This is a genomic window from Streptomyces barringtoniae (assembly GCF_020819595.1).
In the GTDB taxonomy this organism is placed as follows: domain Bacteria; phylum Actinomycetota; class Actinomycetes; order Streptomycetales; family Streptomycetaceae; genus Streptomyces; species Streptomyces barringtoniae.
Window position 1 is genome coordinate 1 of sequence record NZ_JAJHNP010000041.1, and the last position, 20,791, is coordinate 20,791.

At 70.9% G+C, this 20,791-nt stretch carries 20 protein-coding genes and 1 riboswitch; of the genes, 4 read left to right on the forward strand and 16 right to left on the reverse strand.

All coding sequences use genetic code 11. The annotated features are described in order from the left end of the window. The coding region (locus tag LMU33_RS39905) for a glycosyltransferase family 4 protein (protein WP_228626874.1) at positions 1 to 1,138 on the reverse strand (1,138 nt) is incomplete at its 3' end. A gap of 117 nt (positions 1,139 to 1,255) precedes the next feature. Here LMU33_RS39905 and LMU33_RS39910 point away from each other — a divergent pair. Beyond that, the gene (locus tag LMU33_RS39910) at positions 1,256 to 2,491 is read left to right on the forward strand and encodes a glycosyltransferase 87 family protein (RefSeq protein WP_228626876.1); all 1,236 of its coding nucleotides are present in this window, start codon (positions 1,256 to 1,258) and stop codon (positions 2,489 to 2,491) included. Between the two features lie 424 nt (positions 2,492 to 2,915). Here LMU33_RS39910 and LMU33_RS39915 read toward each other — a convergent pair whose 3' ends face one another. The 5 genes from LMU33_RS39915 to LMU33_RS39935 all read right to left on the reverse strand — a co-directional run bounded on the left by LMU33_RS39915 (position 2,916) and on the right by LMU33_RS39935 (position 8,312). Next, complete coding sequence (locus LMU33_RS39915; protein ID WP_228626878.1) at positions 2,916 to 4,109, reverse strand: hypothetical protein; 1,194 nt, start codon at positions 4,107 to 4,109, stop codon at positions 2,916 to 2,918. A gap of 28 nt (positions 4,110 to 4,137) precedes the next feature. Next, positions 4,138 to 5,184, reverse strand: coding sequence for a C40 family peptidase (locus tag LMU33_RS39920; protein WP_228626880.1), 1,047 nt, complete (start codon positions 5,182 to 5,184; stop codon positions 4,138 to 4,140). A gap of 247 nt (positions 5,185 to 5,431) precedes the next feature. Next, positions 5,432 to 6,466 (reverse strand): C40 family peptidase, encoded by a 1,035-nt coding sequence (locus LMU33_RS39925; protein ID WP_228626882.1) that lies wholly within the window; start codon positions 6,464 to 6,466, stop codon positions 5,432 to 5,434. A 220-nt stretch (positions 6,467 to 6,686) separates the two neighbouring features. Beyond that, positions 6,687 to 8,030, reverse strand: coding sequence for an NYN domain-containing protein (locus LMU33_RS39930; protein WP_228626884.1), 1,344 nt, complete (start codon positions 8,028 to 8,030; stop codon positions 6,687 to 6,689). A 42-nt stretch (positions 8,031 to 8,072) separates the two neighbouring features. After that, positions 8,073 to 8,312 carry a hypothetical protein gene (locus LMU33_RS39935; protein WP_014672226.1) on the reverse strand — a complete coding sequence of 80 codons (240 nt, stop codon included), beginning with the start codon at positions 8,310 to 8,312 and terminating at the stop codon, positions 8,073 to 8,075. Between the two features lie 155 nt (positions 8,313 to 8,467). On the opposite strand from LMU33_RS39935, the gene LMU33_RS39940 reads away from it, so the two are divergent. Together LMU33_RS39940 and LMU33_RS39945 are read left to right on the forward strand one after the other, a co-directional pair. Further along, complete coding sequence (locus LMU33_RS39940; RefSeq protein ID WP_228626886.1) at positions 8,468 to 9,211, forward strand: rhomboid family intramembrane serine protease; 744 nt, start codon at positions 8,468 to 8,470, stop codon at positions 9,209 to 9,211. Continuing rightward, the gene (locus tag LMU33_RS39945; protein ID WP_228626888.1) at positions 9,208 to 9,489 is read left to right on the forward strand and encodes an Lrp/AsnC family transcriptional regulator; all 282 of its coding nucleotides are present in this window, start codon (positions 9,208 to 9,210) and stop codon (positions 9,487 to 9,489) included. Before LMU33_RS39940 ends, LMU33_RS39945 begins: the two co-directional genes overlap by 4 nt. An 81-nt stretch (positions 9,490 to 9,570) precedes the next feature. Here the strand turns inward: LMU33_RS39945 and LMU33_RS39950 are convergent, their stop codons facing one another. The 7 genes from LMU33_RS39950 to ctaE form a co-directional block, all read right to left on the reverse strand. Beyond that, entirely contained in the window at positions 9,571 to 10,029 is a 459-nt protein-coding gene (locus tag LMU33_RS39950; RefSeq protein WP_228626890.1) for a hypothetical protein, read from the reverse strand. A gap of 536 nt (positions 10,030 to 10,565) precedes the next feature. Continuing rightward, complete coding sequence (locus tag LMU33_RS39955; protein ID WP_228626891.1) at positions 10,566 to 11,927, reverse strand: aminotransferase class V-fold PLP-dependent enzyme; 1,362 nt, start codon at positions 11,925 to 11,927, stop codon at positions 10,566 to 10,568. 158 nt (positions 11,928 to 12,085) lie between these two features. After that, a riboswitch (SAM riboswitch) is annotated at positions 12,086 to 12,202 on the reverse strand. Between the two features lie 75 nt (positions 12,203 to 12,277). Beyond that, a complete protein-coding gene (gene trpD, locus LMU33_RS39960) occupies positions 12,278 to 13,342 on the reverse strand; it encodes an anthranilate phosphoribosyltransferase (protein ID WP_228626893.1) in 1,065 nt (354 codons plus the stop codon). A 118-nt stretch (positions 13,343 to 13,460) separates the two neighbouring features. After that, positions 13,461 to 15,098 carry a cytochrome bc1 complex cytochrome b subunit gene (gene qcrB / locus LMU33_RS39965; protein WP_228626895.1) on the reverse strand — a complete coding sequence of 546 codons (1,638 nt, stop codon included), beginning with the start codon at positions 15,096 to 15,098 and terminating at the stop codon, positions 13,461 to 13,463. Beyond that, entirely contained in the window at positions 15,095 to 16,153 is a 1,059-nt protein-coding gene (gene qcrA / locus LMU33_RS39970) for a cytochrome bc1 complex Rieske iron-sulfur subunit (RefSeq protein ID WP_228626897.1), read from the reverse strand. Before qcrA ends, qcrB begins: the two co-directional genes overlap by 4 nt. After that, positions 16,150 to 16,962 (reverse strand): cytochrome bc1 complex diheme cytochrome c subunit, encoded by an 813-nt coding sequence (gene qcrC, locus LMU33_RS39975; protein ID WP_228626899.1) that lies wholly within the window; start codon positions 16,960 to 16,962, stop codon positions 16,150 to 16,152. The genes qcrA and qcrC overlap by 4 nt, the downstream gene beginning before the upstream one ends. Positions 16,963 to 17,025: 63 nt before the next feature. Continuing rightward, complete coding sequence (gene ctaE, locus LMU33_RS39980) at positions 17,026 to 17,646, reverse strand: aa3-type cytochrome oxidase subunit III (protein WP_228626901.1); 621 nt, start codon at positions 17,644 to 17,646, stop codon at positions 17,026 to 17,028. Positions 17,647 to 17,812: 166 nt separating this feature from the next. Here ctaE and LMU33_RS39985 point away from each other — a divergent pair, with 166 nt between their 5' ends. Further along, positions 17,813 to 18,217 (forward strand): response regulator, encoded by a 405-nt coding sequence (locus LMU33_RS39985; protein WP_228626903.1) that lies wholly within the window; start codon positions 17,813 to 17,815, stop codon positions 18,215 to 18,217. A 107-nt stretch (positions 18,218 to 18,324) separates the two neighbouring features. Here LMU33_RS39985 and LMU33_RS39990 read toward each other — a convergent pair whose 3' ends face one another. The 3 genes from LMU33_RS39990 to LMU33_RS40000 all read right to left on the reverse strand — a co-directional run. After that, positions 18,325 to 19,584 carry a L,D-transpeptidase gene (locus tag LMU33_RS39990; protein WP_228626905.1) on the reverse strand — a complete coding sequence of 420 codons (1,260 nt, stop codon included), beginning with the start codon at positions 19,582 to 19,584 and terminating at the stop codon, positions 18,325 to 18,327. A 169-nt stretch (positions 19,585 to 19,753) separates the two neighbouring features. After that, the gene (locus LMU33_RS39995; protein WP_228626907.1) at positions 19,754 to 20,152 is read right to left on the reverse strand and encodes a cytochrome c oxidase subunit 4; all 399 of its coding nucleotides are present in this window, start codon (positions 20,150 to 20,152) and stop codon (positions 19,754 to 19,756) included. Next, on the reverse strand, positions 20,149 to 20,791 hold a 643-nt coding region (locus LMU33_RS40000), incomplete at its 5' end, for a cytochrome c oxidase subunit I (protein WP_228626909.1). The genes LMU33_RS39995 and LMU33_RS40000, both read right to left, overlap by 4 nt.

The window sequence follows — 20,791 nt, forward strand, 5'->3', positions numbered from 1 at the left end:
GCAAGTCTTTGAGTTTCTCGGCGAGCAGGTCCCAGCGCCACTTCTCCTCCACCCACTGTCTGCCCCGCTCGCCCATCCTGCGGCGTAGCTCGGGGTCGCCCAGCAGGGCCACGATCCGGTCGGCTGCCGCCGCCGGTTCGCCGCCTCTGACGACCCAGCCCGTCTCCCCGTCGAGTACGGCGTCGGGCGCGCCGCCCGAGTCGCCCGCGACCACCGGCAGGCCCGTCGCCGAGGCCTCCAGGTAGACGATGCCCAGGCCCTCCACGTCCAGGCCGCCTCGGCGCGTTCGGCAGGGCATGGCGAAGACGTCGCCGGCGCCGTAGTGGGCGGGGAGTTCGGACCAGGGGACGGGGCCGGTGAAGCGGACACAGTCGCCGACGCCGGTCTCGGCGGCCATCCGCCGCAGGTCCCGCTCGTACGGCCCGCCGCCGACGATCAGCAGCACGGTGTCCGGCTCGGCGGCGAGGATGCGGGGCATGGCCTGGATGAGGGTGTCCTGGCCCTTGCGCGGGACCAGCCGGGAGACACAGACCACGACCGGGCGGTCGGTCAGGCCGAGGCGGGCGCGGACCTCGTCGCCACCGGAGCCGGGATGGAAGGTCTTCTCGTCGACACCGGGCGGCAGCTGGACCATGCGGCGCGCCGCCTTAGGCGTCAGCGCGGTGGCGATCCTGGACCGCGTGTACTCGCCCAGATAGGTGATCGTGTCCGTCGACTCCCCGATCCGGCACAGCAGTTGCCGGGCGGCGGGCAGCTGGGCCCAGCCGGCCTCGTGGCCGTGGGTGGTGGCCACCAGCCGCTCGGCACCCGCCTTGCGGAGCGCCGGGGCCATGAGGCCGAGCGGCGCCGCCGCCCCGAACCACACCGAGGTGCAGCCGTGCTCGCGCAGCAGCCCGACCGCCCGCCGGGTCGCCTGCGGGGTCGGCAGCAGCATGGTCGTACGGTCGCGTACGACGGTGAAGGGCTGCTCGGCGTCGAAGGCGGTCGTGGCCTCGCTGCCCTCCCGGCCTCGCTTCCAGGTGGAGGCGTAGACGACCAGCCGGCCGGGGTCCAGGCGGAGGGCCATGTTGTGCAGGAAGGCCTGGATGCCGCCCGGCCGGGGCGGGAAGTCGTTGGTCACGATCAGGGTCTTGTGCATCGCGGCCGACCCTACCCAATCCTCCGTCCGGAGCCGCGTGCGGCCGAGTCTGTGGCATGCACACGGACGGGCACGACATCATGGTCCACGACCCGAAATCGAACGGCAGGGGATCACGTGGAGACCAAAGGTGCCGGGCGGTCCCTGGCATGGCTGCTCGCGACCTGGGGCGTCACCCGTGTGGTGCTGCTGCTGTTCGTGTTCCAGGTGTACGTCTTCCCGGGCCCGGACGTCACCTCCGACGTGTCGGTGATCTACCGGGGCTGGTACGAGGTGCTGCGCCAGGGAACGTTTCCGCTGGACGACGTGACCTGGCAGTACCCGCCTGCCGCCGCCCTCCCGGTACTCGCCCCCGCCGCCCTGCCCTTCCTGTCGTACGCGCACGCCTTCTTCGCCCTGGCGTTCCTCGCCGACGCGGTGGTCCTCGCGCTGCTGCTGTATCCGAGCCGGCGCCCCGGCCGGTCTCTGCGCGGCGCCTGGGTGTGGGTCGCGGGCGTGCCGCTGCTCGGGCCGACGGTGTACGCCCGCTACGACGTGATCGTGACCGCGGTGGCCGTGGCGGCGCTGGTCGCCGGGGCCCGGCATCCGCGGGTGATGGGCGCGCTCACCGCGTTCGGGGCGCTGCTGAAGGTGTGGCCGGCGCTGCTGCTGGTCGGTGCCCTGCGGGCACGGGCGTGGTGGTCGGCGGCGGTGACCGCGGCGGGGCTCTCGGCGCTGTTCTCGGTGTCCATGCCGGGAGCCTTCGCCTTCCTGACCTTCCAGCGGGAGCGGGGCACCGAGGTGGAGTCGCTGGGCGCCCTGGTCTTCCATGTGGCCCGGCACTTCGGCTGGCAGGGCCAGGTGCTGCTGAACTACGGGTCGATCGAGTTCCTCGGCCCGCACGTGGGCCAGGTCAGCGCGGCGGCGCTGGCGCTGACCGCGGCCGCGTTCGGCTGGCTGCTGCTGTGGCGGCTGCGCGCGGCCCGCAGGGCGGCGCACACGCTCGCGGAGGCGGCCTTCACCGCGGTCCTGCTCTTCACGGTGACCAGCCGGGTGATCAGCCCGCAGTACCTGGTGTGGCTGATCGGTCTGGCCGCGGTCTGTGTGTCGTACCGCGCGAGCCGGATGGGGGCGCCCGCGCTGATGGTGGTGGCCGCGTCCTTCGTGACGGTCCTGGAGTTCCCGCTCGGCTTCTCGCACATCGTGCTCAGCGACCGGTACGGCGTTCTGCTGCTGGCGGTGCGCAACGGTCTGCTGGTCGCGGCCTCGCTCACGGCGGCCCGCCGGCTGTGGCGCTCGACCGTGCCACCGGCTCCCGCCGCACCGCTGCCGCCGCGGCCGTCCCGGCCACGACGGACCACGGTCTCCCCCTGACCCGGCCGCCCCGCCCCGCCCCGAGGACAGGCCGGCCGGCTCACGAAACCCGAGAGGCCACGCCACCGGGTCCCGGCGCCCACGAAGACCTCGCCGATCCCGGCACAACACCCGGCAGGCCGCCGCAGCCCCGGCCACCGGGAGAACCCGGCCGCCGCGCCGTGGACCGCCGCCCCACCGACCGGGCCACGCGCCCCGACCCTGCTCCCGGCTCACTTCGCGCGGGGCAGGGCTGCCCGGCCCGCTCGCGGCGGTCGGTACTCCGGCGCAGCGCCGTCCCGGCCGCGCACTGCACGGACATCGCGTCCGCGCGGGGGTGCTGCGGGTCGCCCGGGCCACCGGGACGGCGGAGCGGGCCTGGCTGGGCGAGGCCATCGCGACGCTCGAAGGGTCCGGCCGATGCGCCGGACAGGGAAACCGGCCGTCACTCGGTCCGGGTCAGCTGCGCCCGCACATACGCCCGCCACTGCCCGGTGAACTCCCCCGGTGTGGTCCCCAGCACCCTCTTCAGCGCGTCCTCGACCGCCCCCGCCCGCTTCTCGTGGGCGCCGACGGCGCGGTAGAAGGCGTCGAGCCGGGCCGTGCCCCAGCGGTCGGCGATCATCCGGCAGGCCAGCCACCCGCCCTCGTAGGCCCGGGCGAGCTCGGCCGGGTCGCTGGTGAAGCCGAAGTCCCCGTCGGTGGGGAGCTCGGCGGGCGGGTGGCCGTCCTGGACGGCGCGGGTGAGTTCCGGCGCGGCCTCGGTGGGGGTGCGGCCGGTGCCGAGGTAGCCGATCCAGTCCGCGTAGCCCTCGGAGAGCCACAGCGGGGTCGCGGCGGTGGTGTGCGCGCGGGTGGCCACATGGGTGGTCTCGTGGGTGAGCACCACCTGCTTGCCGAGGTCGCCGAGGATGGCGTACGCCTCCGGGTTGACGACCACCCGGTCCGCCGGCGCCCGGCCCGAACCGCCCGCCTCGCCGGTGGTCACGGCGGCGATGCCCCGGTAGTTCGCGGCGGGCGAGCCGAGCAGTCCCCCCATGCCCTGAAGGGACCGCGGGACGAGGACGACGACATGGCGGGCCCAGTCGGTGCCCCAGACCCGGGAGACGGCCGGCACGGCGCGGTCGGCCAGCGAGGCGTATCCGCGCAGCTGGGCGGCGGTCCGGCCGGTGCCCAGCACCAGGCTGTGCGCGCCCTTGACGGCGGTCACCGGGCCCTGGTCCCACAGTTGCTGCCCGGCGTCCTCGGCGGGCCTGTCGGCGATGACGTACCACTTGCCGTCGGCGGTGCGGCCGAGGGTGAGGGTGCGGCGGGCGTCGACCGGGGCCCTGTCGTACCCGGCGACGCGGTAGCTGAGGTCGGCGTCGGCGGTGGCGCCGGCGGAGGTGGGGTGCACCGCGGTGACGCGGTAGGCCCAGGAGGCCAGCGGCAGGGCGCGCAGCCGGGTGTACTCCGTGCGGGTGCCCGTCGCCCCGTACGCCGTCTCGTCGTGTCCGAGGAGCGCGGCCGAGCGCCGGTCGAGCAGGTGCTGCACCTCCGAGCGGGCGGAGTCGCCCGGTGTGCCGCCGCAGCCGGCCAGGGGCAGCAGCAGCCCGAGCCCCACGGCCCCGATGCTCCACGCCCGCCTGTTACCAGCCACTTCCCGATCGTAACGGCGGGCGGCGCGTTCAGGGCCGGGTGACGGAGGTGACCGGCATCATCCCGACCGGGTCGTAGCGCACCGCCGCTCCGGGATAGGGCGCGTGGATGACCTGGCCGTTGCCGACGTACATGCCCACATGGCTGGCGTCGGAGCGGTAGACGACCAGGTCGCCGGGGCGGGCCTGGGAGAGCGGGACCTGCCGGCCCGCGAAGCGCTGCTCCTGCGAGGTGCGCGGCAGCTGGACCCCGGCGTGCGCGTACGACCACTGCATCAGGCCCGAACAGTCGAAGCCGGAGGGGCCGCTGGCGCCCCACACATACGGCCGGCCGAGGGCGGAACGGGCGGCGGCCACCGCGGCGGCGGCGCGGGCGTCGGGGGCGTCGGCGGTCTCGGGGGCGAGGACGCCGGTCAGACCGGACAGGTCGGGCAGGACGAGGCGGCCGGAGCCGTCGTCGCGCGAGGCCCGGCCGAAGGCGACGCGTTCGGCGGGCGGGAGCGCGTTGAGCAGCTGCCGGGCCCTGGCGAGCTTCTGCACCACGGTGTGCTTCTGCACGGACACGGCCTTGCGGCTGCTCTCCAGCTCGGCGAGCTTCCCGGCCGCCTCCGTGCGCTCCTGGGCGAGGTCCCGCATCGCCGACTGCAACTCCCGCAGCTGTCCGGCCTGTTGGGAGGTGATGCGGTCGAGGGTGGACGCCTTGTCGAGATAGTCGTCGGGGTCGTCGGAGAAGAGCAGCGCGACGGCCGGGTCGAGGGCGCCCGCGCGGTACTGGGCGCCGGCCAGCGAACCCAGCTTCTCGCGCAGGGTGTTGATGTGCTGCTGCTGCCGGGCGATGAGGTCCTGGGCCTCGCGCACCTCCCGGCGCAGCGTGCTCTCCCGCTCCTTTGCCCTGTCGTAGGCCTGGGTCGCCTGCTCGGCCTCCTGGTAGAGCCGGTCCACCTCGGACCGGCCGTCGGCGTGCGGTGCGGCCTGCGCCGGTACGGCGCCGAGCGCGGCGGTCGCGGCCGACAGCACGCACAGGGCGACGGCGCCCCGGTCGAATCCGGAGGAGGCGTAGCGACGGTGAGACCCCACGGCAGTCCTTCTGCTGGCGGACAGAGACTGCTTCCCCGGCGCCTGGGGACGGGGAGGCCCCGGCGCCGGGGAAACGCGGCAGACAGTAGCCGTGCGGAAGGGGCCGGACCAACGGCCGTGGCGGCAACACACAGTGACGCCCCGCCGCTGACCCAGGTCATTGGCGGGGCGTGGAGTCAGTTCCGGTCCACGGGATTCGCCCGTTCGGGCGCCCCCGTGCGAGCGTTTCCCGGGCCTTGCGCGGGTATCAGACCCGGACGCCGAACTGGAACGGCATGTCGGACATCGCCTCGTAGCGGACCACCGCGCCGGTGTGCGGGGCGTGCAGCACCTGGCCGTTGCCCGCGTACAGGCCGACGTGGTGGATGTCGCCGTAGAAGAACACCAGGTCGCCGACCTTGAGCTGGCTCTGGTCGTAGATGCGGGTGCCGATGGTGGCCTGTGCCTCGGAGGTGCGCGGTATGGAGACGCCGGCCTGGGCGTAGGCGTAGGAGGTCAGGCCCGAGCAGTCGAAGGAGGAGGGGCCGGTGGCACCGTAGACGTACGGCTTGCCGAGCTGGGCCTGGGCCGCGGAGAAGGCCGCCGCGGCACGGCCGGAGGCGGGCGGGGCGTCGCCGAGGTTCACCCGCTGGCTGGAGGAGCGGTCGGCGCGCGCCTGCTGGGCGGCCAGCTCCTGCTTCTCCTTGGCCGTCAGGGTGTTGAGGAGCTTCTGCGCCGCGGCGAGCTTGCCCTGGACCTCCTCCTTCTTCTGCTCCAGCTGGGTGCGCGTGGAGGAGAGGTCCTTGAGCTTCTCGGCGGCCTCGGCGCGCTCCTGGGCGAGTTCGCGCTGTTTGTCCTGAATCTTCTTCAGCGCGTCGACCTGCTGGGCGCTCAGCTGGTCGAGCGTGGAGGCCTTGTCGAGGAAGTCGTCCGGGTTGGAGGACAGGAAGAGCTGGACCGAGGGGTCGATGCCGCCGGAGCGGTACTGCGAGGTGGCCAGCGAACCCAGGCCGTCGCGCAGCTTGTTGAGGTCCTGCTGGCCCCGGGCGACGTTGTCCTGGATCGTGGATATTTCCTTCTGCAGCTTCTGCTGCTTCTCCTTCGCCCCGTTGAACTTCTCGGTGGCCTGCTCGGCCTCCTGATAGAGCTTGTCGACCTTGGCCTTGACCTGGTCCTTGGTGAGCTTCTGGCTCGGCGCGGCGTTGGCGGCGTTCGCGCTCAGGACGACGGCGGCCGCTGCTGCGGTGGTCAGCACGGTCACGCGGGCGCGACTCTGCTGCTTGGGTCGACGGTGGGACGCCACGGAGGACGAACTCCTTCTCGTGAGTGAGTGAGTGATCACCCGTTCGGAGGTTCGAGCCCAGACCCTAGTGACCCAGTTGTGATCAGTTCAAATCCTCTCACCAGAAAATCCCATCACGCAATGCATTCTTTGCACAGAACTCACATGCGGTGATGCGTGATCGACACTACGTTGCGTGACGATCCGGCCAATTCGGGCATTGCATATGCCCGTTGGGCCTTCAGGACAGTCGCTTCAGAAGCACCGCAGAGGCGACGGGACGGGCACCCGCCCTGGCGACCCCGTCGGCCACCTCGCGGTCGGTGGAGGCGACGATGACCGGACGGCCCGGCGGCTCCGCGCGCACGAGCTGCCGGATCAGCTCGTCGGCCGTGACGCCCGGCTTCGAGAACAGCACCCTGACCCCGCGCGGCGGCGCCAGCAGCACCGGGGCGGCCAGTTCGGCGCCGTCGAAGACACAGGTCACCTCGGCGCCGGTCTGCGCGGCCAGCGCCGAGAGCTGGCCGAGGAGCCTGAGCCGCTGCTTCTCCAGCGGCATCTGCGGATAGCCGGTCTTGGTGACGTTGTAGCCGTCGACCACCAGATGGACCTGCGGCAGCGCCAGCAACTGGTCGAGGATGGCCGGATCGTGCTCCGACAGGGCGCGCGCCGCGATGTCCTTCGGTGTCATTCGTCCCGGTTCGACCGCGTCCACGGTCTCGGCGGGCCGTACGGACACGGGTGGCAGGGCGAGTTCGCGCCTGAGGCCCTGGGTCGCCTCCAGCAGGGTGTCGAGCAGCAGCCGTACCCGCATGTCCTCCACGCTGCGGCCCTCGCGGGCGGCGCGGCGGGTCGCCTCCAGCGCGGCCTCGGCCTCACCGAGGCGGGCCTTGAGCCGGCGGGACTCGCTCTCGGCGGCCGACACCTGCCGGTGCGCCTCGGCGCGTACGGCGTCCATCTCGGCCTGGGCCTTGCGCAGGGCGGCCTCGCCCCGCTTCACGTCGCTGAGGGCGGCCCGGAGCTTGCGGTGCAGGGATTCCGCTTCCCTCTTCGCCGACTCCAGCTCCGTACGCAGCCGTTCGCTCTCGGCGCGGGTGTGCTCGCGGGCCTGGGCCAGCTCGGCGCGCAGTCGCTCCAGCTCGGCCCGGCTCTCCTCGTCGGCGCGCTCGGCGTCCGCGCGCTGGACCTCCTCGCCGGCCGCCGTGACCAGCTTCACCCAGCCCGCCGGGCGCAGTACATAGGCCGCGGCCGCCACGTCGAGCGGGTCCGCGGCCGGGAGCGGCGAGCCGGAGTCGAGTGCGCCGGCGAGTTCCGGCTGCGCCTCTCTGAACTTCTCCCCGATCCGCTGCCGGAACAGCGCGTCGGTCTCCAGTGCCGCCGCCATCGCGTTCCCGGCGAACTTCGCCCGGCGGTTGGGGGCGAACCGGGCGTACTGCCTGAGCTGGGCGGGCAGTTCCGCCACGGTCAGGCTGCCGAAGCCGTCCGAGACGATCTGGACGACCCTGCGGCGCACTCCGTCGGGCAGCGGACGGTCAAGCACCTCAGCGGTGCCGTCGCCCGGCCCCCCGCCTGCGGTCTCCGCCATCCGTCACACCCCACTACTTCGACTTCTTCGGGGCCGCTCCGCTCAGGAGCCGGCACCCGGCCTGTCCACGAGTTCCACCTGGTCCACCGCGTTGCACCAGCGGCAGCGCACCGACTCGATGGTCTCACTGACCACCTCGCGCTCCTCCACGGTCGGCTCGCCGGCCAGATCGAGGTGGACGTACTCGACGACCTTCGAGGAACGCGTCACGTCGAACCGGGTGAGGTTGCCGCACAGCGTGCAGCGCCATCGGGTGGTGGCGGTCGGCAGGGGAACCGTCATCGTGGCTGTCCGCTTCCTTCTCGTAGTCGCTCACCGCGCCGCCGGCGGACGGGTGTGGCCGTAACCCTACGGCCTGGCGGCGACTCGCCGCTGGTCCCTCCAAGGCGGCGAGGCGGTCTGTCAGCTTGCGTCCCGTTACGTCATGCTCTGTATTCATGATCAGCGAGTGGAGCACGGCGGCCGGCAGGGCCTTCAGAGCGGTCCGGAGCGCACCGGCGCCCATGACGTACGGACTCATCGCCCTGTGCTGTCTGCTCTTCGTCCTGGGCCCGGCCTCGGGGCTCACACCGGGATACGGCTCCGGGGACGGCCTGCTGGCCGCGCAGCGGGCGTACTTCCGGCGCTGGGGGGTGGTACCGGCCGAGCTGTTCGCCAGGCCGGTGCGCGCGGCCCTGACTCCCGCCACGGCCCTGTTCGTGCACGGCAGCTGGGTGCATCTGCTCGGCAACATGCTCTTCCTCTTCGTCTTCGGCACGATGACCGAGGAACGGATGGGCCGGGTCGCGTTCACCCTCTTCTACGTCGGCTGCGGGTATCTCGCCCTGCTGGGCTACGCGGCCGCCAACGCCGCCTCCGAGCAGTCGCTGGTGGGCGCCTCCGGGGCGATCTCGGCGGTCCTCGGAGCGTTCCTCTACCTGTTCCCCCGGGCCCGTGTGACCAGTCTTCTGCCGTTCCTGTTCTTCCTGCCACTGCGGTTCCCGGCGTGGGTCGTGCTGCCGTTCTGGGCGGCGCTGCAGTGGGCGGCGGCGGAGCAGAGTTCCAACGGTCCCGGGGTGGCGTATCTGGCCCACCTCGTCGGCTTCGGCCTGGGCTTCGGCTACGCGTGGGTCCGGTACGGCCGTACGACTAGAGTGAAGTGCGCCCCAGCTCCGGCACCCGAGGGAGAGAACCAGCCGTGATCACCGCGATCGTCCTCATCAAGACCAGCGTGGACCGGATCCCCGAGATCGCGGAGCAGATCGCCGCGCTGGAGAGCGTCAGCGAGGTCTTCTCGGTCACCGGCACCTACGACCTGATCGCCATGGTCCGGGTCCGGCAGCACGAGGACCTGGCCGATGTCATCCCCGGCCGGATCAGCAAGATCCCCGGCGTGGAGGCCACCGACACGCACGTCGCGTTCCGCACCTACTCCCAGCACGACCTGGAAGCGGCGTTCTCGATCGGCCTGGACAACTAGACGGGCGGTTCGGCCACGCCGATACCGGCGCCGGGGGCGCGGGTCCGGGGTCCGCTACTGATCCGGGACGCCCCTGCACGCTCACGGGGCGGCCGAGCCGGTGAACCGGGTGCGCGCCAGGACCGTCACCGGCGCATCGGCGCCCCGTCCCGCGTGCCCCGCGACGACGGGAGTGACGGCCGGCCCCGGCGTACTGCCGTCGGCGGCGCGGCGGCGCAGCCCGCCCGAGTCCGGGCTGCCGGTCGAGACGGACAGGTCGGCACCGAGCAGGACCCTTGCGGCTCGGTTCCGGGTGCCGGGCGTGCGGGTCCGCTGCGGGCTGCCTGGCGGGCCGACCGTGATCAGCCTGCGCGCGCCGTCGGCGCGGAACCCGCCCCCGCAGGACCGGTCGGCCTCGTCGCCGAGCCGGACCTCCGGCGCCGGAGGTCGTGTGGCCGGCAGGGAGCATCCGGGGAGCCGGTGCCGCAGCCGTCGTGCTGCCGCGACGTGCTCGTGACCGCCCCGGACGCATCGACGACACCGGGAAACGCACCGTCGCACGGGATCGTCACCGACCCGGATGCCTCGTCGGACACCGGAAGACCGCGCCGACGCGCGCGGCATGATCGCCACCAGCCCAGGTGCCTCCCCGGACACCGGAAGACCGCACCGTCGCGCGTGATGTGACCGACCCAGGGCCTCGACGGCACCGCACAGACGCGCCCTCGCACACGACCGCCACCAGCCCGGGCGCCTCCCCGGACACCGGAAAACCGCGCCGACGCGCACGATCGCCACCAATCCCAGCGCCTCGACGGCACCGCAACAACGCTCCCTCGCACATGATCGCCACCAGCCCAGGTGCCTCCCCGGACACCGGAAAACCGCGCCGACGCGCACGATCGCCACCAATCCCAGCGCCTCGACGGCACCGCAACAACGCGCCCTCGCACATGATCGCCACCGACCCGGGCGCCTCCTCGGACACCGGAAGACCGCACCGACGCGCGTGATCGTCACCGGGGCGGCGGCCTCTTCGGTGCCGGGAACGCGTGCCGTTCTCCGGGATCCGTGAGCCGCCGGCCCTCAGGGGCTGATCACACCGCCGGTACGCAGCGGCCGTCCTCCGTCCGGTACGTCCACTTCGCGCCCTCGGTGACGAGTTCGCGCACCGCGGTGACGAAGCGGTCGACATGCTCGTCGGGGGTGCCCGCGCCGAAGCTGACGCGGATGGCGTTGAGGGACTTCTCGCCCGGCGCGGCCTCGGGGGCGCCGCACTCGCCCTGGGTCTGAGGATCGGTGCCGAGGAGGGTGCGGACCAGGGGGTGGGCGCAGAAGAGGCCGTCGCGGACCCCGATGCCGTACTCGGCGGAGAGCGCGGCGGCGAAGTGGGAGCTGTTCCAGCCCTCGACGACGAAGGAGATGACACCGACGCGCGGGGCGTCGTCGCCGAAGAGGGAGAGGATCTTCACCTCGGGAACCTCCGCCAGACCCGCACGGACCCTGGCGACCAGGTGCTGCTCGCGGGCCACCAGGGCGTCCCAGCCGGCCTCGGTCAGCGCCTTGCAGGCCGACGCGATGGAGTACGCGCCGATCACGTTGGGCGACCCCGCCTCGTGCCGCGCGGCGCTCTCGTGCCACTCCACGTCCACGCCGCCGTCCTGACGCCGGGTCACCCTGCGGCTGGCGCCGCCGCCCGCGAGGTACGGCTCGGCCGCGCGCAGCCAGTCGGCACGGCCGGCCAGGATGCCGGAGCCGAAGGGGGCGTACAGCTTGTGGCCCGAGAAGGCGACCCAGTCCACGTCCAGGTCGCGGAGGGACACGGGGTGGTGGGGCGCCAGCTGGGCGGCGTCCAGGACGATGCGGGCGCCGTGCGCGTGCGCGGCCGCCGCCAGCTCCCGTACCGGCCACAGCTCGCCCGTGACGTTGGAGGCGCCGGTGACGCAGACCAGTGCCGGGCCGTACGGGTCGCGTTCGGCCAGGGCCCGCTCCAGGGTGGTGACGGCCTGCTGCGGGGTGCGCGGGGCGTTGAGGTAGGTGACACGGGCGTCCTGCCAGGGCAGCAGGGAGGCGTGGTGCTCGGTCTCGAAGACGAAGACCTGGCAGTCGGCCGGGAGGGCACGGGCCAGGAGGTTCAGGGAGTCCGTGGTCGAGCGGGTGAAGATCACCTGGTCGTCGGCGCGGCAGCCGAGGAAGTCGGCGACCGTGCTGCGGGCGTTCTCGAACAGGTCGGTGGAGAGCTGGGAGAGGTAGCCGGCGCCCCGGTGGACGCTGCCGTAGTACGGCGCGTAGGCGGCCACGTCGTCCCAGACGCGCTGCAGGGCGGGGGCGCTGGCCGCGTAGTCGAGGGCCGCGTAGGTGACCTCGCCGCCGGTCACGAGCGGGACGGTGACATCCCGGCCCAGAACGGGCAGCGGGGCACAAACGGACTGGTCGGCGGCAGCGGTGAAGACGGACATGAGGAACTCCCGTGAGGACATACGCCCGGAGGACGCAGGAAGAAGAGAAAGGGGTGCGCGGAGGCGGGGCTCGGCGGCCCTATCGCATTCGCTTGCTCACGGAAGGCTCCCTCGATGACCAGGACCCCTGGTCCCGCGCTCTCGGGAAGCGCGCGAGGGGTCCGCGCTTGCCGTAGACCTCGCTGCCTACGGCCTGGTCCTCACCCGGGGCACCCCGCCACGGACGGAGGGTTGCCGGACAGCCGGCCGGGGCCGAATGACTGTCACTCATGACCTGGTTCAGGAACGTACGGGAAGAGATCGCCGTCCCGCAACCCGCGTCCGGATCGCGGGACGACCGTCGGTGACCGCTAGGCGTTGCTCGCCGCCACCCACCGCTCCAGCGCCCGCTTCGCCGCGCCCGAGTCGATGGACTCGGCGGCCCTGGCCATGCCGGCCCGCAGCTGGTCGGCGAGCGGGGCGTCCGTCGGGTGCAGGGCCGCGAGGGCGGCCGCGGAGTTCAGCAGCACCGCGTCGCGTACGGCCCCCCGCTCGCCGTCGAGCAGGCGCCGGGCGACCTCCGCGTTGTACGACGCGTCCGCGCCGCGCAGCGCCTCCACGGAGACGAGGCCGATGCCGACGTCCCGCGGGTCGAAGGTCTCCTCGGTGACCTTGCCGTCCCGGACGATCCACACCCGCGAGGTGGCGGTCGTCGTCAGCTCGTCCAGGCCGTCGTCGCCGCGGAAGACCAGCGAGGAGTTGCCGCGCTCGGCGAGGACGCCGGCCACGATCGGGGCCATCCGGAGATCCGCCACGCCGACGGCCTGGGCGCGGACCTTCGCCGGATTGGTCAGCGGACCGAGGACGTTGAAGGTCGTGCGGATGCCCAACTGGCCGCGGGCCGCGGCGACATGGCGCAGCGCCGGGTGGAACTTCACCGCGAAGCAGAAGGTGATCCCGGCCTCTTCGGCGACCTGCGGGACCCGCTCCAGCGGGAGGTTGAGATTGACGCCGAGCTTCTCCAGCACGTCCGACGCGCCCGACGCCGAGGAAGCGGCCCGGTTGCCGTGCTTGACGACCTTCGCGCCGGTGCCGGCGACGACGATCGCGGACATGGTGGAGATGTTCACCGTCTTCGCCCCGTCACCACCGGTGCCGACGATGTCGACGGTCTCCCCCGGCACCTCGATGACGTTCGCGTGCTCGTACATCGCGCGGACGAGCCCGGTGATCTCCTCCACCGTCTCGCCCTTGGCCCGCAGGGCCACGGCGAATCCCGCGATCTGCGCGTCCGTCGCCTCTCCGCGCATGATCCGGTCCATCGCCCATGCCGTGGCGTCCGCGCTCTGGTCGCGGCCCTCCAGCAGGGCGTTCAGTACCGCGGGCCAGGAACGGCCCGCCGCGGTGTCGCCTCCAGCGGGGGTCACAGCGCTCATCAGCCGCTCCTGGTGTCGTAGAACAGTGTGATCCCAGCCTATCCAGCCCCGGGCAGGGCGAAGGGCCCCGTCCGTAAGCCGGACGGGGCCCTTCGGCGTGGCGTGGCGACGCGGGGGATCAGTGGTGGCCGTGGCCGCTCGTGATCTCCTTGTACTCGTCGACGGTGGGCTTCGGGATCTGGTTGTCCTCGCCGTAGTAGGCGCTGGACAGCTTCACCCGGAGCTTCTCCGAGGCCGGCACCTTGCGCTCGACACCGTTCTCGTCGACCGTCGGGCCGATCTCGGCCGGCTCGTACTGGTGGTGAGCCGTGAGGGTGTGCAGCTGCTCCTGGCTGAGCGGCTCGTGCACCTCGATGAACTCACCGTGCGGCAGGCGCTTGATGATGCCGGTCTCGCGACCGTGCAGCACCTTGTCGCGGTCGCGGCGCTGCAGACCCAGGCAGATCCGCTTGGTGACGAGGAACGCGATGACCGGGCCGACGAAGAAGGCGATCCGGACGAACCAGGTCACGGCGTTGATCGACAGGTGGAAGTGCGTGGCCCACAGGTCGTTGCCGCCGCCGACCAGCAGCGTCAGGTACAGCGTCATCCAGGCGACGCCGAGACCGGTGCGCGTCGGGGCGTTGCGCGGGCGGTCCAGGATGTGGTGCTCGCGCTTGTCGCCGGTGACCCAGGACTCGATGAACGGGTAGACCGCGATCGCCACCAGGACCAGCGGGAAGATCACCAGCGGGATGAACACGCCCAGGACGAGCGTGTGACCCCAGAAGTTGATCTCCCAGCCCGGCATGAAGCGGATCAGACCCTCGGAGAAGCCCATGTACCAGTCGGGCTGGGCGCCGGTGGACACCTGGTCCGGACGGTAGGGGCCCATGGCCCAGATCGGGTTGATCTGGGCGACCGCCGCGATGGCCGCGATGACACCGAAGACCAGGAAGAAGAAGCCTCCGGCCTTGGCCATGTAGACCGGCAGCAGCGGCATGCCGACGACGTTCTTGTTGCTCTTGCCCGGACCCGCGAACTGCGTGTGCTTGTGGTAGAAGACCAGGATCAGGTGGCCCACCATCAGGCCGAGCATGATGCCCGGCAGCAGCAGGATGTGGATCGAGTAGAACCGGGCGACGAAGTCGTGGCCGGGGAACTGCCCGCCGAAGAGGAAGAACGACAGGTACGTGCCGACGATCGGCACGGACAGGATCGCGCCCTCCATGAAGCGGACACCGGTGCCGGAGAGCAGGTCGTCCGGGAGCGAGTAACCGGTGAAGCCGGTGAACATGCCCAGGACGAACAGCAGGAAGCCGAACAGCCAGTTGATCTCACGCGGCTTGCGGAACGCGCCGGTGAAGAACACGCGCATCATGTGCACGAACATGCCGGCGAGGAAGATCAGCGCGGCCCAGTGGTGGATCTGCCGCATGAGCAGACCACCGCGCACGTCGAAGGAGATGTGCAGGGTCGAGCTGAACGCCTCGGACATCAGCTGTCCCTGGAGCGGGACGTAGGAGCCGTGGTACTCCACCTCGTTCATCGACGGGTGGAAGAACAGCGTCAGATAGACACCCGTCAGGATGATGATGATGAAGCTGTACATGCACACTTCGCCCAACATGAACGACCAGTGGTCGGGGAAGATCTTGCGCATGTTGGACTTGGCCAGGGAGTAGATCCCGAGCCGGCCGTCGGCCCAGTCGGCGATCCGCTCGCCGGCCGGTGCCTTCCCGCGCGAGCGGGGCGTCTCGTTCGCTGCAGTACTCATCCGCGCTCCCAGAATGCAGGACCGACGGGCTCCTCGAAGTCGCCGAGCGCCTGGAGGTAACCCTCACTGTCCACACCGATGCGCAGCTGCGGCAGGGCGTGGCCGGCGGGGCCGAAGATCACTCGGGCGCCGTCGGAGAGGTCGAAGGTGGACTGGTGGCACGGGCACAGCACGTGGTGCGTCTGCTGCTCGTACAGCGAGATCGGGCAACCGACGTGCGTGCAGATCTTGGAGAACGCGACGATGCCCTCGTGCGACCAGTCGAGCTCGCGCTTGTCCTTGATGTTGCCCGGCTGCAGCCGGACGATCATCAGCGCGGCCTTGGCGATCTCCGTCTGGAAGTCCTCGCTCGTCTCCTCCAGCCCGTCGGGCTTGGCGAAGGTGAGGGAGCCGACGGCGACGTCCTCGGGGCGCAGCGGCAGGTTGGTGTTCGTGTTCACCAGACGCTTGCCCTTGGCCCACATGGTGTGCCGCAGCGAGGTGCCGGGCAGCGGACCGAGGTCGCGCAGCAGCATGACGCCGGAGAGCGGCACCAGGGCCAGCGCGCCGAACATCGTGTTGCGGATCAGCTTGCGACGGCCGAGCACCGACTCGGCGGCACCCTGACGGAAGTCCGCGTGGACCTTCGCGCGGACGTCGGGGGCGGCCTCGATCGGGTGGCGCTCGTCGGCGACCTCGACGTCGGACATCAGGGTGCGGGCCCAGTGGACCGCGCCCGCGCCGATGCAGAACAGCGCCGCACCGAGGGTCAGGCCCAGCGCGAAGTTCAGCGCGCTGAGGTGCCCGATCGGGAAGACGAAGATGCTCTTGTCGTGCGGGATCGCCACGTACGAGACGATGAAGCCGACGGTGGCCAGCATCGACACCGTGAACAGCAGGGCGACCGCGCGCTCGGACCGCTTGGCGGCCCGCTCGTCGATGTCCTGGATGCGGTGCTCGTGAGGCGGCAGCCCCGGGTCGGCGAACGGGTTCACCTCGTCCGCGACCCCTACCGCACCGCGCGCGTGGTCCTGCTCAGCGGGCAGGTTCTCTTCTGGAATGTCTTGGCTACTCATGACTTCTTGGCCTTTGCGGTCCGAGCGGCGACCCAGACGGCGACGGCGATCAGCGCGCCGAGACCGAAGATCCAGGCGAACAGACCCTCACTGACCGGCCCGAGGCCGCCCAGCTCCAGACCGCCGGGGTTCGTCGTATCGCTGCTGTCGACCGCGTGCAGGTACGCGATGATGTCCTTCTTGTTCTTCGAGGACAGCGTGGTGTCGGGGAACGACGGCATGTTCTGCGGGCCGGTCTGCATGGCCTCGTAGATGTGCTTCGGGTCGACACCCTCCAGCGTGGGCGCGAACTTGCCCTTGGTCAGGGCACCGCCCTTGCCGGTGAAGTTGTGGCACTGCGCGCAGTTGGTGCGGAACAGCTCGCCACCCTTGGCGATGTCCGCGCCGCCGGGGCCGTACTGGTCCTTGGTGGGCACGTTCGGGCCGGCGCCCAGCGAGGCGATGTACGCGGCGAGCTGGTCGATCTGCGTCTGGTTGTAGACGACCTTCTTGCGCGGGACCTGGGCGCCCTGCGAGGTGGCGGCCGGCATACGGCCGGTGCCGACCTGGAAGTCGACGGCCGCGGCACCCACGCCGACCAGGCTCGGCCCGTCGGAGGAGCCCTGGCCACCGGTGCCGTGGCAGCTGGCGCAGCCGACCTCGTAGAGCTTCTTGCCCTCCTGGATGGTCAGGGACTGGGCGGAATCATCGGCCTGCGCCTTGCCCGCGGGTGCGAACGCGGCGTACAGCCCCCCAGTGGCCGCCAGCGCGAGGAGTAGGACGACGACCGCCGCCAGCGGATGGCGTCGTCGTGCGGAGAGCTTTTTCACGGATTACCCCGGTGTCAGGATCTTCTGCGTCGGTGGTTCTGGATGTGCGGGAGCCGGTCCCGGCTACTTGATCAGGTAGATCGTGGCGAAAAGGCCGATCCAGACCACATCGACGAAGTGCCAGTAGTAGGACACGACGATGGCGGCGGTCGCCTGCTCGTGGGTGAACCTCTTGGCCATGTAGGTGCGCCCGAGGACCAGCAGGAAGGCGATGAGACCGCCCGTCACGTGCAGGCCGTGGAAGCCGGTGGTCAGGTAGAACACCGAGCCGTACGGGTCGGAGGAGAGCGAGATGCCCTCGTCCCTCACCAGGCTCGTGTACTCGTAGATCTGACCGCCGATGAAGATCGCACCCATGACGAAGGTGAGGATGAACCACCCGCGGAGCTTCTTCACGTCCCCGCGCTCGGCCGCGAACACGCCGAGCTGGCAGGTGAGCGAGGAGAGCACCAGGATCGTGGTGTTCGTCGCGGAGAAGGGCACATTGAGCGCGTCGGCCATGTGCTTCCAGTGCGCCGGACCCGTCACCGATCGCAGGGTGAAGTACATCGCGAAGAGGGCCGCGAAGAACATCAGCTCGGAACTCAGCCAGATGATGGTTCCGACGCTGGTGAGGTTCGGCCGGTTGACCGACGGGTGCGCGTGCCCGGTTTCTACTGTCGTTGCTGTCGCCACGACCGACATTATGTCGGTCGCTTATCCCGCCCTCACTCCGGGGGGTGCCGTTCGGAGTGTTGCCACCCGCCGAACCGGTGTTGACGTGGTGTTCATGGGGACTTCCACGGGAGTAAGCTCCGCCCGAACGGCCTTGTCCGTCCCGTCCGTACGACGCTGACGTCCCGGAGGAACAATGCAGCCGACCGCCACGGTGCTGGTCTACAGCGACGACTCCAACACCCGCGAGCAAGTACGGCTGGCCGCCGGCCGCAGGCCTGCTCCCGACGTCCCCCTTGTCGAGTTCGTGGAGTGCGCGACACCCGACGCCGTGCTGCGTGAGCTGGGCAGGGGCGGGATCGATGTGTGCGTGCTGGACGGCGAGGCCGTGCCGATGGGGGGCATGGGGGTGTGCCGGCAGATCAAGGACGAGGTGTTCAACTGTCCGCCGGTGCTGGTGCTGATGGGGCGACCGCAGGACGCGTGGCTGGCCACGTGGAGCCGGGCCGACGCTGCTGTGACTCTTCCGGTGGATCCTGTGGAGTTTTCGTCGGCGTTGGCCTCCTTGCTGCGTCAGAGGCGGTTGGTGGGCGCCCAGTAGCTCGGGGCGCGTGGTCTCGGGCGCGAGTGCGGGCCGGTGGGTCCTCTTCGCGCCCAGGCGGCGGCAGCCGCATGCCGCAGACGGCCCCGCGCCCCTACGGGGCACGCTTACAGTGCCGCCGGCTGGAGTCTCACCGTGTCCGCCTCGGACGGGCTGTCGGGCCTGCCGTTGACGAGGGCACTGCCCTTGCTCCACTTCTTCCAGTCGACGTTCCAGTCGCCGAAGCCATTGCCGAAGTCCTCCATCTGGTGGCCGTGGGAGTTGACGACCCTGACGATGTCGCCCTGGTGGATGTTGTCGAAGAACCACGCGGCGTTGCCGTTGCTCATGCCCGTGCAGCCATGACTGACGTTGGCGTAGCCCTGTGAGCCCACGGACCAGGGCGCGGCGTGCACGTACTCGCCGGACCAGGTCACCCGGGTGGCGTAGTAGACCGACAGGTCGTAGGAGTCGGAGCTGTTCGCGGCGATGCCGATCGTGGTGCCGCGCATGCGGACGACGTACGCCTTCTCCAGGACGACCTTGATGCCGTTGCGGGTGTCGTACCCGGGCCTGCCGGTGGTGACGGGGATCCGCTTGAGCGCCTCGCCGTTCTTGTAGAACGTCAGCTGGTGCGCGGCGGCGTCCGTGACGGCCTCGATCCGGTCACCCGTGGTGATCCTCAGCGGTTTCGACGGGCCGCCCCACAGCCGGTCGCCGATCCTGATGCCGTCCAGGTTGCTGTGCACCGTGATGGTGGCGTGGACGGGCCAGTACTCCTTGGGCCGGTAGTGGAGTTCCTTGCCGCTCACCCAGTACCAGGAGCCCTCCACGGCCGGCGTGGAGTCCACCCGGAGGCCGCGCTCCACGACGGCGCGCTGCGCCTTGTCCTTGACGTCCTGGTCGAGTTGGGCGGTGATGGGCTGTCCGACGCCGTACTGGCCCGATTTCGGCCCGAGGGTCACGGTCAGTCGCTTCTTGCCGGTGGGCTTGCTGGTGTCGAACGTGAGGACCTTGCGGCCGGGCGCGCCGTCGTCGTCCTCGGTGCTCACCGTGACCGTGTAGTGGGCGTTGGCGGCCAGCGGGGCGGTGCTGTGCCATCTGCTGCCGTCGGCGGCGAGTTCGCCCGCCACATAGCGCCCTGCGGAGTCCTGGGCGGTGACGTCGGTGATGCGGTCGTCACCGGTGGCGGTGATCTCCAGGGGCTTGTCCGGGTCGGCCCGCTCCCCCGCTTCGGACGGCCCGTTGACGGAGATCTCGCCCGCCGCGTCGTACGGCTTGGCCGACAGGGGGTTGCCGTCCGAACCGCAGGCGGTGACGCCCGCGCCGAGCGCGGTCACCAGCAGGGTGCAGCTGACGACGGTGCGGGTCCGCGGAGTGTGGTTCATACGATCACGCTATGAGGCGCTGAGCCCATTGGCGCGGTGAGTAACCCGTACGAGCGACCGACACTGCGGCAAAGGAACGACCGCATTCGGGCGTCCTGTGGAAAAAAACCGGCAAGCCCGGACGCTCCTGAGGGAGTGTCCGGGCTTGCCGGTGCGTGCTGCCCGTGTGCTACTGGGTGCGGTTCTCACCGTGGTAGTACTCGAACACCCAGCCGAACAGACCGACCACGATGAACGGGGCCGAGAAGTAGATCAGCCACCAGCCGACAGCGATGCTGAGGAAGGCGATCGCACCGCCGAAGCCCAGCAGCAGCGGCTGCCAGCTGTGCGGGCTGAAGAAGCCCAGCTCGCCCGCGTCGTCCGCGACGTCGGCCTCCTTGTCGTCCTGGGCGCCCGCGTCGACCCGCCGGGCGGTGAAGCCCAGGTAGAAGCCGATCATCACGCTCAGGCCGAAGGCCAGGAACAGTGCGGTGGTACCGGCCGGCTCCTTCGACCACACGCCATACACGATGGCCATGATCAGGAGGAAGACGCTCAGCCAGATGAACATCCGACCCTGGATCTTCACTTGCCGGCCTCCTTGCTGCCCGCGATGGCGGTGCCGTGACCGCTGTGCGCGAGCTGCTCGAGCGCGGCGATCTCAGGGTGGTGCAGGTCGAACGCCGGGGATTCGCTGCGGATCCGCGGCAGGGTGATGAAGTTGTGCCGCGGCGGCGGGCAGGAGGTCGCCCACTCCAGCGAACGGCCGTAGCCCCAGGGGTCGTCCACGTCCACCGGCTTGCCGTACTTGGCCGTCTTCCAGACGTTGTAGAGGAACGGCAGGATCGACAGGCCGAGCAGGAAGGAGCAGATGGTGGAGACCGTGTTCAGGGCGGTGAAGCCGTCGGCCGCCAGGTAGTCGGCGTAACGGCGCGGCATGCCCTCCACGCCCAGCCAGTGCTGGACCAGGAAGGTGCCGTGGAAGCCGACGAACAGCGTCCAGAAGGTGATCTTGCCGAGGCGCTCGTCCAGCATCTTGCCGGTCATCTTCGGCCACCAGAAGTGGAAGCCGGAGAACATGGCGAAGACGACCGTACCGAAGACCACGTAGTGGAAGTGGGCCACCACGAAGTACGAGTCGGAGACGTGGAAGTCCATCGGCGGCGAGGCCAGGATGACACCGGTCAGACCACCGAACGTGAAGGTGATCAGGAAGCCGACGGCCCAG